Source organism: Variovorax sp. Root411 (assembly GCF_001425205.1).
Lineage (GTDB): Bacteria > Pseudomonadota > Gammaproteobacteria > Burkholderiales > Burkholderiaceae_C > Variovorax.
Genome location: NZ_LMDW01000020.1, coordinates 380649 through 394028, shown reverse-complemented (window position 1 = coordinate 394028; position 13380 = coordinate 380649). Strand labels below are relative to the sequence as shown.

At 62.5% G+C, this 13380-nt stretch carries 13 protein-coding genes and 1 pseudogene; 5 read left to right on the top strand and 9 right to left on the bottom strand.

Going from position 1 to position 13380, the window contains the following annotated elements; translation table 11 throughout:
• Positions 1-65 precede the first annotated feature (65 nt).
• From ASC92_RS26345 to ASC92_RS26315, 7 genes and pseudogenes are all read right to left on the bottom strand, one after another.
• A pseudogene (locus ASC92_RS26345) lies at positions 66-844 on the bottom strand (acyl-CoA dehydrogenase family protein); the annotation flags it as partial.
• A 15-nt stretch (positions 845-859) separates the two neighbouring features.
• Positions 860-1756 carry an FAS1-like dehydratase domain-containing protein gene (locus ASC92_RS26340; protein ID WP_056521853.1) on the bottom strand — a complete coding sequence of 299 codons (897 nt, stop codon included), beginning with the start codon at positions 1754-1756 and terminating at the stop codon, positions 860-862.
• Between the two features lie 122 nt (positions 1757-1878).
• Complete coding sequence (locus tag ASC92_RS26335) at positions 1879-2763, bottom strand: alpha/beta fold hydrolase (RefSeq protein WP_056521850.1); 885 nt, start codon at positions 2761-2763, stop codon at positions 1879-1881.
• A gap of 8 nt (positions 2764-2771) precedes the next feature.
• Entirely contained in the window at positions 2772-3899 is a 1128-nt protein-coding gene (locus ASC92_RS29615; RefSeq protein ID WP_082519733.1) for a flavin reductase, read from the bottom strand.
• Positions 3900-3910: 11 nt separating this feature from the next.
• Positions 3911-4939: an LLM class flavin-dependent oxidoreductase gene (locus ASC92_RS26325; RefSeq protein ID WP_056521847.1), complete on the bottom strand. Its 1029-nt coding sequence runs from the start codon at positions 4937-4939 to the stop codon at positions 3911-3913.
• A complete protein-coding gene (locus ASC92_RS26320; protein ID WP_056521845.1) occupies positions 4936-5331 on the bottom strand; it encodes a VOC family protein in 396 nt (131 codons plus the stop codon). Before ASC92_RS26320 ends, ASC92_RS26325 begins: the two co-directional genes overlap by 4 nt.
• A gap of 17 nt (positions 5332-5348) precedes the next feature.
• Complete coding sequence (locus ASC92_RS26315; RefSeq protein WP_162245745.1) at positions 5349-6377, bottom strand: Bug family tripartite tricarboxylate transporter substrate binding protein; 1029 nt, start codon at positions 6375-6377, stop codon at positions 5349-5351.
• A gap of 116 nt (positions 6378-6493) precedes the next feature.
• Here ASC92_RS26315 and ASC92_RS26310 point away from each other — a divergent pair, with 116 nt between their 5' ends.
• Positions 6494-7261, top strand: a complete 768-nt coding sequence (locus ASC92_RS26310; RefSeq protein WP_056521839.1) for an IclR family transcriptional regulator — start codon at positions 6494-6496, stop codon at positions 7259-7261.
• A 53-nt stretch (positions 7262-7314) separates the two neighbouring features.
• Here the strand turns inward: ASC92_RS26310 and ASC92_RS29510 are convergent, their stop codons facing one another.
• Positions 7315-7539 (bottom strand): hypothetical protein, encoded by a 225-nt coding sequence (locus tag ASC92_RS29510; RefSeq protein ID WP_235506021.1) that lies wholly within the window; start codon positions 7537-7539, stop codon positions 7315-7317.
• Here ASC92_RS29510 and ASC92_RS28365 point away from each other — a divergent pair.
• The 4 genes from ASC92_RS28365 (at position 7489) to ASC92_RS26290 (ending at position 12113) form a co-directional block, all read left to right on the top strand.
• On the top strand, positions 7489-8109 hold the full coding sequence (locus ASC92_RS28365) for a type 1 glutamine amidotransferase domain-containing protein (RefSeq protein ID WP_235506011.1): 621 nt from the start codon (positions 7489-7491) through the stop codon (positions 8107-8109). The two genes, ASC92_RS29510 and ASC92_RS28365, sit on opposite strands and share 51 nt — an antisense overlap.
• A gap of 494 nt (positions 8110-8603) precedes the next feature.
• Positions 8604-9608: a Bug family tripartite tricarboxylate transporter substrate binding protein gene (locus ASC92_RS26300; RefSeq protein WP_235506010.1), complete on the top strand. Its 1005-nt coding sequence runs from the start codon at positions 8604-8606 to the stop codon at positions 9606-9608.
• Between the two features lie 90 nt (positions 9609-9698).
• The gene (locus ASC92_RS26295) at positions 9699-11120 is read left to right on the top strand and encodes an MmgE/PrpD family protein (RefSeq protein ID WP_056521829.1); all 1422 of its coding nucleotides are present in this window, start codon (positions 9699-9701) and stop codon (positions 11118-11120) included.
• A 15-nt stretch (positions 11121-11135) separates the two neighbouring features.
• Positions 11136-12113, top strand: coding sequence for a 2-dehydropantoate 2-reductase (locus ASC92_RS26290; protein ID WP_056521827.1), 978 nt, complete (start codon positions 11136-11138; stop codon positions 12111-12113).
• A gap of 997 nt (positions 12114-13110) precedes the next feature.
• Here ASC92_RS26290 and ASC92_RS26285 read toward each other — a convergent pair.
• Positions 13111-13380 (bottom strand): hypothetical protein, encoded by a 270-nt coding sequence (locus tag ASC92_RS26285; protein ID WP_056521824.1) that lies wholly within the window; start codon positions 13378-13380, stop codon positions 13111-13113.

Sequence of the window (13380 nt, the reverse complement as noted above, 5' to 3'; positions counted from 1 at the left end):
CTCCCTCGTAACCGGCCCCGTGAATTGACGAGCACTTGGGGTGGGGCCAATCCATCGCTCGATGCCACCCGATCGATGAACCAGTAGCCGTCGCCGATGCATTCGGCGGCAATCAGCGTGCGCTCCGCATTCAGCCCGTCCAGGATGTACTTAAAGCCTTCGCCCTCCTTGCCGATCAGGTTGTCTTGGGGAATCTCCAGGTTCTCGAAAAACAGTTCATTGGTCTCGTGGTTGACCATGTTGGGAATGGGCCGGACGGTCATGCCGCTTCTCTCGGCTGCCCGGAGGTCCACCATGAAGATCGACATGCCTTCGGATTTTTTTCTTACGTCGGCCAGCGGTGTGGTACGGGCGAGCAAAATCATCCAGTCGGAATGCTGCACGCGGCTGATCCACACCTTCTGGCCATTCACGACGTAGCGGCCGTCTTTCCTGATCGCAGTGCTCTTTATCTTCGTGGTGTCGGTGCCAGTTGTCGGCTCGGTTCCCCCATGGACTGCAAGCGCCACTCACCCGATGCGATGCGCGGGAGGTAGAAAGCCTTCTGCTGCTCCGAGCCATGGCGCAGCAGCGTGTTCATGTTGTACATCTGGCCGTGACAGGCGGCGGAGTTGCCGCCGCTACGGTTGATCTCTTCCATGATCACGCTGGCCTCTGCCAGGCCAAGGCCCGAGCCACCGTATTCGCTGGGGATCAGCGCGGCCATCCAGCCAGCGCTCGCAACAGCGTCGACGAAGGCCTCCGGATAGCCCCGCCTGGCATCGATCTCGCGGTGGTATGCATCCGTGAACTGTCGACAAAGGTCGCGCACGGCGTCGCGAATGTCGTGGTATCTGTCGCTCATGCTTCTCAGCCCCGTTCAGGCCACGACGGCCGTAGCCTGCATCGTCAGGAAGCCTTCGTGGTCCTGAGCCCATAGTCGCACGGTCTTCCCGTCGGACAAAGGCTGGCCATTGAGCCTGAAAGGATGCAGATCGAAAGTCGGTCGGACCGCGCGAAACTCGAATGACTCCAGCGTGCTGCCGGGCAGATTGCGGCGCACGAGATCGACGAGCAACGTCGCGATCAAGGGGCCGTGCACGATCAGGCCGGGATAACCTTCGGTCTGCGTGACGTATTGGCGGTCGTAGTGGATGCGATGCCCGTTGAAGGTCAAGGCAGAGTATCGAAACAGAAGCACGTCGTCCGGGACGACTTCGCGCTGCCAGGCCGCGCCTGTTTCCGCCAATGTCGGCACCACGGGCGCAGCACCGGGTCGCGGCGCGGGGCGATACACGATGTCGTGCTCCTCGCTCAGGGCAAGGCCTCGTGCGTTGTGCAGTTCGTGCCGCACGAGCACGAAGACCAGCTCCCCGCTGCGTTCATTCTTGTGCAGCACCGATTCGATGCGGGAAGATCTCTCGGCACTTTCACCAACGCGCAAGCAATTGTGGGGCTGCCATTTGAGTCGGCCTCCTGCCCACATCCGTCGCGGCAACGGAACCGGCGGCAGAAATCCTCCCCGTTTCGCATGGCCGTCAGGCCCCAGTTCGCTCTGACGATGACGCGGCAGGAAGTAGAGCCAGTGCCACAGTGGTGGCAGGTCGGTGCCGATCAGCGGCTCGGGATCTGCCCGGTCCAATGTCGCCGACAAGGCCGCGACGGGCGCACCGGTGATCTCGTCCGCCAAGGTCTCCGAGCGGCCCTGCCAGGCCTGCAGGTATGCAATCTCCGCCGCATCCAGTTCGGCGGCAAAGGCGGTATCGGGGTGAGTCATCAACTTGCTTTCTTTTTTCCGCGCAAGCCCGCATTGCCGGCGCGACAGGCGCGCGGCCATGGGGCACGTGGAGAGGAACGGCTTGGCGCCGCGATTGGAGATTGCTCGGCCTGAGCGCCCGCTCAAGTCTTCTGCTCGGACCACGCGATACGGCGGTCCACGATTTCATTGAAGGCCGATGGCGCTTCGAGCTTGGGCATGTGGCCCACGCGGTCGAGCGTGTAGAGCCGTGCGTCCGGTCGCACACCACTCAGGACAGCAGCATGTTCGCTCTCGGGTGCCACCTTGTCTTCGCGACCGACGATCAGCGTGACTGGTGCCTTTACATCCGGCAGAATCTTCGGCGTATAGACAGTGAACAGCATGTTCATGGCCTGCTCCCATCCCCCGGGGGTCACGGCGTCTCGCAGCCGCATCGTCTGCGCGCGAACTTCCGGCGACGCATTCGAGGCAAGCAGCTTGTCGGCGATGGCCGAGCGATCCTGGCCAAAACTCGCGAGGCCTGCCTTCACCGTGGCCGCACGTATGGCGTCACGCTCATGTTCAGGCTGAGACAGGGCACGCGCCGTGTTCGGCGCGGAGAGTATGAGCATCCCCACCGGAACATCGGATGACCTGGCGAAATCCGCCGCGATAACACTGCCCCATGAGCTGCCCACGAGGCCGGCGAGGCGCTGGACACCGATCGCTCGCAGGAACGCGAGGGCTGCCTCCACGTATTGACCGCTGTCCGGCTGGGGATCCGCCAGAGGCGTACTTTCGCCGAAACCTGGCGCGTTCCACGCGATCACCCGATAGAGGTACTGCAACCCCGCGAGCTGTGCACGATAGCCAGCGGAACTGGAGCCGATGCCGTGCAGCAGCAATAGCACCGGTTTGTCCATTGTGCCCGCCTCGCGGTACTCCATGACGCCGTGACCCGCCGCATACACGGGCGAAACCGTCGCGACGCAGCGAAGAGGTGGCAAGGGCTGCGCCAGGAGGCGTGCGTCTTCAGAACTGAACATGTGAATACCTATTGCGCCGCGGCCAGGTCAGGCTTCTTGGCATGTGGATTTGCATTTGCGTCCGGCTGGAATCCTAGGCGCAGCGAGAGATCCGCGGCTGTCTGCCTCAGGGCATCGCCGAGCGGGCTGCGCGCCCCCGGGAAGCGGTTCGCGTCGCCAATCGCCGTCAATGCGATGACCGCGCAACCGCTCGCATCGAGCACGGGCACGCTGATGGCATTCACCAATCGCTCGCTGCCATAGAAAGCGCCGGGCGGCCGAGTGGCAATGCCCTGGACGCGAACCTCGTCGAGCAACCGCGTCAGCTGCTCTTCATCGACGGGCCCTCCGTTCTGCTCGGCAGCGTTGTAGTCCAGTTCCGCATCGATGAGCCAGCGCGTTGCTTCCGGGGGCAGATACGCCGCCATCGCCAGACCGGTGGAGGTCGACGTGACACGCAAGGCCAATCCCATGGGCAAGCTGTCGCTCACTGGCGTCTTAGATGGTTGCCACGCGGTCACGGTCGGACCATGGTTGCCCCAGACCGAGAGTGCCATGGTCTCGTTGAAATCCTCCGACAAGCGCGTCATGGCTCTTGCTCCGATGCGCGCGGCGTGCAACTGCGACTGGACGGTGCTTCCAAGACCGGGAGGCGGCTTTCCAAGGTCGTGCGCGTCGGCAACTAGATACTGCCCCCCGCCAAACACCAGGGGCCGGCGCTCGTTGCGCCGAACGCTGCGCACCTCGCCGACGAAGATCACATGGTCACCGCCCGGGATTTTCGATTCCACGGTGCACTCCAGCCAGGCGCTGCAGCCACGCAGGAGCGGCACGCCGCCTTCGCCGGCGTCGATGTCCACACCCTCAAACTTGTTGATGCCCGATGTTGCGAATCGGTTGGATAGCTCGATCTGATCCTCGGCGAGGATGTTGATCGCAAAGCGCCCTGCGCCCGAGAACGCGGGATGACTGGGCGCACGGACGGACTGGCTCCACAAGACCAGGGGCGGGTCCAGTGAGACGGAGCTGAACGAATTGGCAGTCAGCCCCCACTGGCGGCCTTCGGCATCGACGGTGGTGACGACCGTCACGCCCGTGACGAACGCGCCCAGGACGCGTCGCAGTTCCTTGCCATCGAATCGCGGTTCGTTAGACATGGCGGCCTCCGCTATACGGCAACGGATTCGATCTCGCGCAGCGCCGGCATGACATCGGCGGCGAAACGCTGTATCGAGGCCACAGCGTCGGCGTGCGGCATGCTGCCGAACACGAAGCTGCCAATGAGGTAGTTGAGGTTGCCTTCCTCCAACTGGCGCGTGAGCTCCGCGCGCACGGTGGAGGCGGCACCCACCACGGCATGGCCCGTGGCAACGAGGTCATCAAAATTCGGAGGCAGCTTCGCGTTGACGGGCTCCGTTCCATGCTTGCGCCAGAGCTTGATGAAGTTCTCGTAGAAGGTCGGCCATGCCTGCCGTCCGATGGCAAGCGCCGCCTCGTCCGACTCGCCCACGACGATGTAGCGGTTGACCCCGATCAGCGGTTCGCGCGCCTCCTCGCCGTGCGCCTTGGTCCACTCTTCCCGCAGACGGTCCGTGATGGCGCGGATGCGCGCGACCGGACCGCCACAGACGATGTTCATCCCCTGCTGAGCCGGCCACGCGGCGGAGTCCGGCGACGCCAGGGCATACCACACTGCCGGATGAGGCCTCTGCAGCGGCTTCATCTCGACCGGCACGTCATCGAACTTCCAGTGCTTGCCCTGGAAATCGAGCGTCTCGGATGCAAAGAATCGCTTGATGATGTCGAAGGACTCGGCGTAGCGGCCCTGCGCGTCGGCAGCGTCCACTCCGAGGGCTGCCAGCTCATGCGGCGATGCGCCCTTGCCGATGCCGAACTCGAACCGGCCGTTGCTCATGTGGTCGAGCATGCAGATCTCCTCCGCGAGGCGCATCGGATGATGCACGGGCAGCAGGTAGACCAGAGGACAGATGCGCAGCTGGCGCGTGCGCTGGATCAGCGCGGCCGACAGCACGCTTTGGGAAGGCGTGGTGCTCAGCGACGTCGCGTGATGCTCGCTCATGTGGTAGCAGTGGAAACCGAGCTTGTCATACAGTTCGGCGAGCTGCATGCGCTCCTCATACTGTTGTGCCAGCGGGCGACCGCTACGGTCGTTCTGGTCGAAGATGCCGAATTTCATGATTGGCCTTTCTGTTGGCTGGTAGGCGATGCGGACGCGGGTGTTTTTTTGGAGAAGACCTGGAACGGGTGACCTTCGGGATCGGTGAAGCTCAATACCGTGCCGTGCGCTCCCATGTTTCTCTCGGCGACGAGAACGCCGCCAGCCGCCACGATCTCTTCGCGTACCCCCTCGAGACTCTCCGCCTCGAAGACGATCACGCTCGCTGTTGCTCGAGGGGCCGCCTCGGCTCGCGAACTCAGCGCAAAGTTGGTATTGCCAACGCCGAATTGCGCCCAGCGGTCTGCGTCGCGAAACTTGGGGCGATTGCCCAAGACCTTGCTGTAGAAGTCGAGCAGCTTGTCCATGTCGTTCACGACGGTGTAAACGCTTTGAATCTTGTTGATTTCCATCGGTGCTCTCCTGCTCGTTACTCGGGCTTCACGCCTGCATCGGCAATGAGCTTCTTCCAGCGGATGGCTTCCGCCTGCACGAAGGCCTTGAAGCGGACTGGATCGCTTTCGGAGACCGGCTCGAAGCCGAGCTCCTGAAGCCGTGCGGAGGCCGACTTGTCCAGGACGGCGGCACGAAGGTCCTGAGCGATCTTCTGCACGACCGCCGGGGGCGTGCCCGCCGGCGCCAGCACACCGAACCAGCCCACCGCATCGAGGCCCGCGACGCCCGCTTCGCGGAACGTCGGCACATCGGGTAGCACGGTGCTTCGTGTGGGCGCGACGATGGCCAGAGGCCGGATCTTCCCGGCTCGAATCTGCGGGCCCGCGGTACCGACCGAGACGAAGGTCGCATCGATGGCGCCACCCAGCAGGTCCTGCAATGCAAGGGCTTCGCCCTTGTACGGCACGTGCAGCATCTGCAGCTTCTGAGCACGCTTCAATGCCTCGCCGTAGATGTGATAGCTCGAGCCGGTGCCGAACGAGCCGTAGGACATGGGTTTGTCGGGATTCTTTGCAGCCGCCACGAAGTCCGCCACCGAACGGATCGGAGAGTCGGCGCGCACCGCAAGCACCACCGGTGCGTTGGCCACCTGCATCACAGGCGCGAAATCGCGTTCCAGGTCGTAGGGCACCTTTGCGAAAACCGCGGGGGCCTGCACCAGCGCGGTGAATGCGAAAAGCAACCGATGTCCGGACGCCTCACCGCGGGCGACGGACTCGGCGCCGATCACACCGGTCGCGCCGGGCTTGTTGTCGACGATCACGGGCTGTTTCCACTGTGCGCCCAACAGATCTCCGAGCTTGCGTGCCACGAGGTCGGGGCCGCCCCCCGCGGGCCCCGGCATGACGAAGGTCACCACCTTCTTTGGGAACGGCTCTGGCAGCGAATCGCCCTGGGCCCAACCGGCTCCGGGCAACATCGCCAGCACCGCGCCCGCGAGCGTCGCTCGCCTGCGCCTGTCCGGCCCCACGTCGACCATTTCCTCAAAGCATGTCTGTTTCACGTTCGTCTCCATTCATTATTGTTGAATGCATGGTGTATTGTTGTATTGTGTAGCGCCGATCCGAATGTGTCAATACCGGGGGCGTACACTTCGAAACCCCTATCAGTGGCTAGAACATGGAAGAAAAGAACGAGCGACGCGGCATCCAGTCGGTCGAGGTGGCATTCAGGGTCCTGCTCGCACTGCATTCGAGCCGGCAGGCGCTTCCCCTCAAGGAGATCGCCACGCGCGCGGAGATGACGGGGAGTGCCGCGAACAACTATCTCGTGAGCCTCGTGCGAACGGGATTGGCGTCCGTCGACTCGAAGCCGGGGCACTACAAGCTCGGCCCGGGCGCATTGCGTCTCGGAATGGCCGCGATCGCCCAGCTCGACGGCTTCGACCAAGTCCGCCTTGAAGTCGGCGTCCTACGCGATTCCACGAAACAGCACGCGGCCATGTCGTCCTGGACGGCAGACGGGCCGGTGAGTTTGTTCAAGCAGGATGGCGAGCTTCGCAGCGCATTCCAGATGCGCACCGGCTTGATCGATATCCTGGCCACGGCGGCAGGAAAGGTGTTCGTCGGCAGCCTGCCGACGGCCGAGACACGGCGGCTGTTGCAACAGGAAGCCAAGGCGCACGGCATGGATGCGCAGGCGTTTCGCGCGGAAGCTCAGCACGAGTTGGACACCGCGGGCTACGCCAGCATGGAGCGCGCCGACGGCACCGGCTATGCCTCCGTCGCGGCCCCTATTCGCGACTGGACCGGCGAAGTGCGCTTCGCGCTGAGCCTGATCGGATCGCGCACGACACTCGACGTGCGGCCAAACGGGCCGCACGTGAAGGCGCTGCTCGAAAGCTGTGCGCGAGCAACGGCCGCCCTTGGAGGAACTGCTTCAATCTGAGCGGCTGACCGCGCAGCGGCTCGGCCGGTTCCAGCGCCGCCCCTTTCCGATCGTCAGGCTCGCGCGAGACTGGCTGGTGTCTCGCTGGAAGCAAGCGCCGCGCACAGCGCATCGAACACCAGGCGTATCCGTGCCGGAACCGGTGTGCGATGCGGCCGATAGACGTACATGGTCGAAGGCGCTGGGTAGAGTCCCGTGGCAACGGATATGAGCCTGCCTGCCCAAAGATGCGGCAGCGCAAGGTGGGCCGGCAACTGTCCGAAACCGAGCCCTTCGATAACAGCCGCGCATTCCGCCTCGGGGTCATCCGCGACGACACGCGGATGTCCGCGGCCGTCAACGGTGGCGATGAAGCCAAGGTGGCCGCCATGACGACCTATCTGGAAAGCCTGGCTCGGGAGCTCGCCTCGCCACTGCAAGTGGAAGATCAGGACATCGGCAAGTACGAGGCCGTCGTTCTGCCCGGTGGCCACGGTCCCATGCAGGACCTCGCAGTCGATCGTGCCACCGGAAAACTGCTCGCCCAGGCGGCGGCTCGGCCAGACGTTGTCGTCGCGGCGCTTTGCCATGGACAAGCCGGCCTGCTGAGCGCAGGTGATGCGCAGCAATGGGCTTTCAAGGGGCGTCGTGTCACGGGATTCAGTAACGTGGAAGAGACTCAGGTTGGACTCGCTGCGAACGCACCCTGGCTTCTCGAAGACCGCCTGCGCGATGCCGGAGCGCTCTATGAGAGTGAGGCACCATGGCACTCGCATGTCGTCGTGGATGGCAATCTCGTCACTGGGCAGAATCCTCAGTCCGCCGAGCAACTGGCAGAAGAAGTCATTCGCGCCATCGGCGAGCGATAGCCGCCCCATTCCCCAGCCCGACGCGCGCGGGCCGGGGACCGCAGTGCAGTGGGCATGCAGCACCGGCCGCAGCTTGCAGTCCGAACGATGCCCATCCAGCCTCACCAAGCTCGGTAACCGGCGATCGTTTTTTCATGGCGGCGAATGCGTACTGCGGCGATACATCGCGTTCGTTCAACACCCTCCCCATCACAAAGTCCGCGCCCCCTTCCTCCCTCGCCTTGACACCTAGGCAATCCTGCGCGTATCATTCAACAGATAATTATACGTTCAACTATGTTGATCGGAGACTATCCGGATGCGCGCATTGCAAGCTGAAGCCGCACCAGCCCGCCCGGAGTAGACGCGCCGACGCGAAGGCACTCGCGATTCACAGGCGGCCGCCCTCATGGAGCGAATTCTCCGACCGCTGCAGTCGAGCGTCCGGGCGTCCCGGCAGCGAGACGCGCCCGGAGACAAGTCGCCCGTGTAAAGACAGCTATCAAAGGATCCTTGTGAAAACAGAAAATTTCTCCGACCGCCGCCGCACATTGATTGGCATGGCGCTGGCCCCCTTTCTTGCGTCAGTGGCGCCTCAGGCATCCGCGCAGACCGGATCTGCCTTCCCCACGAAAGCGATACGCCTCGTGGTCGGCTTTCCCCCAGGCGGCAGCACGGATCTGGTCGCACGCGTCCTCGCGCCCGCACTTGGTGAGAAGCTTGGCCAGCCCGTGATTGTGGATAACCGTACGGGCATGGGGGGCGGTATCGCCATCGATGCCATCGCCAAGTCATCACCGGACGGATACAACCTGGTGCTCGCGTCGTCTGGAGGCCTCACAGCCCACCCTTCCCTGTATAAGAACCTTCCCTACAAGCCAACGAAGGACTTCGCACCCATCTCTCTCATCGGCAACACGCCGTTGGTACTCGTGGCCAGTACCCGGTTGCCGGCTAACAATGTCACGGAACTGATTGCATTGGCACACAAGCAGCCTGGCAAGCTCAGTTACGGCTCCGGCGGGCAAGGTACGGCATTGCACCTGGCGGGCGAACTTTTCAAGTCCATGTCCAGGACGGACATCGTGCATGTTCCCTATCGCGGCAGCAGTCCGGCCCTGGTCGCGCTCATGTCTGGCGAGATCGACTTGGCATTCATGGACACGGGTACCGCCATCCCGCAGATCAAGACGGGCAGGATCAAGGTCATCGGGGCACTGGGCAACAAGCGCTCGAGCATCACGCCCGACATCAAGACGTTGGATGAAACGGGTTTGCCCGGCTACAACGCCAGTGGCTGGTTCGCGATCCTGGCACCCGCGGGAACACCCGAGCCTGTCGTGACTCGCCTGAATGGCGAGCTCGCGGCCCTGCTAGCAAATCCCCAGATTCAAACCCGGCTGGCATCCACCTATCTCGATGCCGCGTCCAGTTCCTCCAAGGCATTGGCAGACCTCATTCAACAGGACACCGTCAAGTGGTCAAAGATCATCAAGAGCGCGAACATCACTCTGGAATGAAAGTGCGCGTCGAGAAGTACCGGCGGAGCAAGTCGCCGGATGCCACCGGCACGGGGCTGCAACGGGACATCACGGATCCAGGAGCTGACAATGTCTGAAGTCATGAATACTTTCGCGAGCTTTGCGAGCAAGATCCGCTTCGAGGATCTACCGCAGACCGTCGTACGAGAAACAAAGCGGATGCTGCTCGATTCGATCGGAGTCGCGATCGCAGCCCAGGCCATCGACAAAGGGCGGCTGTGCACCGATGTTTCACTGCGACTGGGGGGACGCCCCGAAGCGACCATCCTCGGGGCACACGGAAAGGTCTCCGCATCGAATGCTGCTCTCGCCAACGGCGAACTGATCAACGCATTGGACTACGATGCCTTGTTCATTCCAGGAGGCCATGTCGCCCCCTATGTCGTTCCAGCCATTCTCGCCATGGCAGAAGCGCAGGATGCCTCAGGCAAGGATCTCATCCTCGCATTGGCGGTGGGCACCGAGATCGCGATGCGTGTCACGCGCGGCATGTCGCCAATGGTCCAGACGGTGCGCGATGAACAGGGACATCAAAGCTATCGCTGGACCGACCCCTACGGGGGATCCCGCTACAACCTGGGCGCGGCGGCCGGCGTGGGTCGGCTGATGGCGCTCGACCCTGCCCGCATGGCCCACGCCTTGGGGCTGGCTGGTCACCATACACAGGTTCCGACGCATTCGAAGCTTTCATACAGCCTGCCCGCGCCGATGTCCAAGTACGGTACAGCGGGCTGGCAGAGCACGGGCGCGATCGTCTCGGCCTTGCTGGCGGAGGCTGGTTATGAGGGAGATACCACCCTTTTCGATGGGCCCAGTGGCTTCTGGCGCTTCACGGGTTCGGAGGTGTGGATGCCCGAGAAGGTCCTGCCGGGTCTCGGCGATGAATGGGCGCTGCTCGAACAGCAATACAAGCCATACCCGAGCTGTCGAGTGGTTCACACGGCGCTCGATCTCCTCTACCAGTTGCTTGCGGAACATCACTGGACCGCGGATCAGATCGAGAAAGTCAGGATTTGCGCGTCCGCATACAGCGAGAAGCCCCACCTGCAGAACAAGGATGTCCGCAACGCCATCGACGCACAGTTCAGCGCGGCCTACAGCATCGCCATGGCCGCTCACGGGATTCCCATCGGCGTCGAATGGCAGGAGCACGAAGCGATGTCTTCGCCATCGGTGCGCGACTTCATGCAGCGGGTAACCTGCGAGGTCCATCCCGACTACACCAGCAAACCATTGGCTGACAAGCTGATGATCCTGGGCAGCATCGAAGTCACGGTGGACGGGCACACCCATGTGGCAAAAGCATCGTTCGCACGCGGTACTCCACGCCCGGGATTCGAACTGACGGACGAAGAGCTGCGAGAGAAGTTCAGCCATAACGCATCGCGATGGCTGGGCTACGAACAACGGCACCAGGCAGCCGACGCCGCTCTCATGCTGGAGCAGATCCCTCGCGTGAGCGAACTCATGCGGCATCTCGCGCCGTCCTGAGCCAAGGACCGCACGATGAAGATTTGTGTCTTCGGCGCCGGCGCCATCGGTGGCTTGATCGCGGCCCGTCTTGCCCGGGTGAAGGGCGTCGACGTGAGCGTCGTCGCTCGTGGTGCCACGCTCGATGCAATTCGACGCAACGGTTTGCAGATCGTCGACTGCACATCTTGTGAACGCGTCGCCGTTGCGGTCACTGGGGATCCTCGGGAGCTTGGTGTTCAGGACTACGTGTTCGTGACAGTGAAATCGCAGCAATTCACGCCATCGCTGGGCGGTATCGCCGAGTTGATTGGTCCGGAGACAGTAGTCATCCCTCCGACCACGACCATTCCCTTCTGGTATTTTCACGAACTTTCCGGACCCCACCGAGATCGTCATCTCGAAACCATCGACCCCGGCCAGGCACAGTGGAATGCCATCGGCCCGACACGGGTCCTGGGCTGTGTGTTTCGCGTTGCTGCAGAGAGCCCGGGACCAGGCGTCGTTCGACAAACCGGCAGCTATGCGCGACTTCCCATCGGCGAGCCCGATGGCACGAGATCCATTCGCGCTGCGCGGTTGTCCGAGGTCATGTCGCGGGCAGGCTTCGAATCGCCGGTGGTCTCCGACATACGCAGTTGGATCTGGCACAAGATGATCAGCAGCCTTTGTTGGAACCCATTGGCGGTTTTGACCATGGCGACCTGGGGGACCCTCGCCCGGGATCCCAGCGTTCATTTGCTCGCCCGGCGCATGATGGACGAGGCAGACGCCGTCGCGTCTGCGCTCGGCGGCACCGTGCCGCTGTCCATCGAAGAGCGGATGTCGGCCCCGCTCTCGGCGCCCAATCACAAGATGTCCATGCTGCAGGATCTTGAAAATGGTCGACCACTTGAGTACGCCCCAATCCTCGAATCGTTTACGAGCATGCGAGATGTCGCGCAAATCGTTACGCCAACAATCGACGAGGTTTACGCTTTACTGAAGCTACGTGCAGCAAGCACCACGGGATGAAAAGACTTGGGACCCACGAGGTATTTTTTGTCATTGCGCTGATGCAACAAGCAGCGGCATACGAACCGCAGCGGCGATACATGGGTTCCGTGAATCGGGCGATCGCTAACCGCTGCAGCGCTAGTCATTCCCACACAGGAGCGAGCGCCAGAGCGCTTGGGAATCGCTATACAGACGGTGTCGAGCATGGAGCGCGTGTTGGGGGGTGCGGCGGATTTCTTGGACTACCTTTGGAGGTAGTTCATGTATTCATACGAAGATCGAGTACGGGCCGTCGAGCTCTACGTCAAGCTGGGGAAGCGCACCGGGGCGACGATCCGCCAGTTGGGCTGTGCATGACTTCCCTAGACACCTTTGAGCCGTTGGAAATGGCGTCGGGGCGATTCAATTGCTCTGCCTTGATCAACGGTGGCGTGTGCCGCTCACCGGTGAAGTGCCGCATCTGGCTGTGAGCCGCCAACCCCACTGAGTCAGAGGTCCGCCGATCAACATCTCCAGAACATTGCTTGTGGAAAATCAGCCACATCCGTCAAGGCAGATGGATTCGCCGGTATTTCTGTCGGTACTTCCAGGGACCAAGCGCAGGAAACCAAGTGTTCATGCACCTACCAACAGAAGATTCGATCCCCTCCGGGGCCAATTTAATGCTCCACGAAGCCCCACAAGGCACCAAGAGGACCCACTTCGGGTGAACGGGTACGGCTTTTTCATGGGCGCCCGTCCCGCCTTCCTGCGAACCATCGAAAGATGTGGGAACGGTAGTCGCTGGTTGTCCTCATGTACAGAAAACCTGACGCCGCGACGCCCAGATCGTCGACTGGGATGCCGGCGTCTCGGAGTGCTATCAGTTCTGCATCGGGGGCGATCTTGAACGGCAGCTTCAAAGTCACCGTTGCTTTGTGATATGTGGACTTTCCCATCGATGTTCTCCTCGGCGTTTTTGGGGCGCCAGTAAATCCCGAGGCTTCGCCTCGCGCAATACAGCTTTCGTAGGAGGTCACCGCGGCAAGAAAGGGAGAGCTTGCCGTTTGGGGACAAAACGTTCCGCCGTGAATTCACTGTAGAAGCTGCGCTGCACGCGCACATGAGCGGTCCGCACCTTCTCCACCGAGACAAACGCCCCGCCGCTCCTGCTACCGCTCATGACAAAGCGCCTGCCGTGGGCAGGAGCGCCGGAGCCGAAGAACTGAATCTTGGCCACGACCACCTGCAGGAAGTCGAGCGAAGGACCGTGAGGAATACCTCCTGGGGGAATTCGCGCGATCAA

Coding starts and splice junctions, on each gene's coding strand:
- ASC92_RS26295 (WP_056521829.1), top strand. CDS start 9,699: ATGTCTGAAGTCATGAATACTTTCGCGAGCTTTGCGAGCAAGATCCGC.
- ASC92_RS26290 (WP_056521827.1), top strand. CDS start 11,136: ATGAAGATTTGTGTCTTCGGCGCCGGCGCCATCGGTGGCTTGATCGCG.
- ASC92_RS26325 (WP_056521847.1), bottom strand. CDS start 4,939: ATGAAATTCGGCATCTTCGACCAGAACGACCGTAGCGGTCGCCCGCTG.
- ASC92_RS29615 (WP_082519733.1), bottom strand. CDS start 3,899: ATGTCTAACGAACCGCGATTCGATGGCAAGGAACTGCGACGCGTCCTG.
- ASC92_RS26335 (WP_056521850.1), bottom strand. CDS start 2,763: ATGTTCAGTTCTGAAGACGCACGCCTCCTGGCGCAGCCCTTGCCACCT.
- ASC92_RS26340 (WP_056521853.1), bottom strand. CDS start 1,756: ATGACTCACCCCGATACCGCCTTTGCCGCCGAACTGGATGCGGCGGAG.
- ASC92_RS26320 (WP_056521845.1), bottom strand. CDS start 5,331: ATGGAAATCAACAAGATTCAAAGCGTTTACACCGTCGTGAACGACATG.
- ASC92_RS28365 (WP_235506011.1), top strand. CDS start 7,489: ATGCGGCAGCGCAAGGTGGGCCGGCAACTGTCCGAAACCGAGCCCTTC.
- ASC92_RS26310 (WP_056521839.1), top strand. CDS start 6,494: ATGGAAGAAAAGAACGAGCGACGCGGCATCCAGTCGGTCGAGGTGGCA.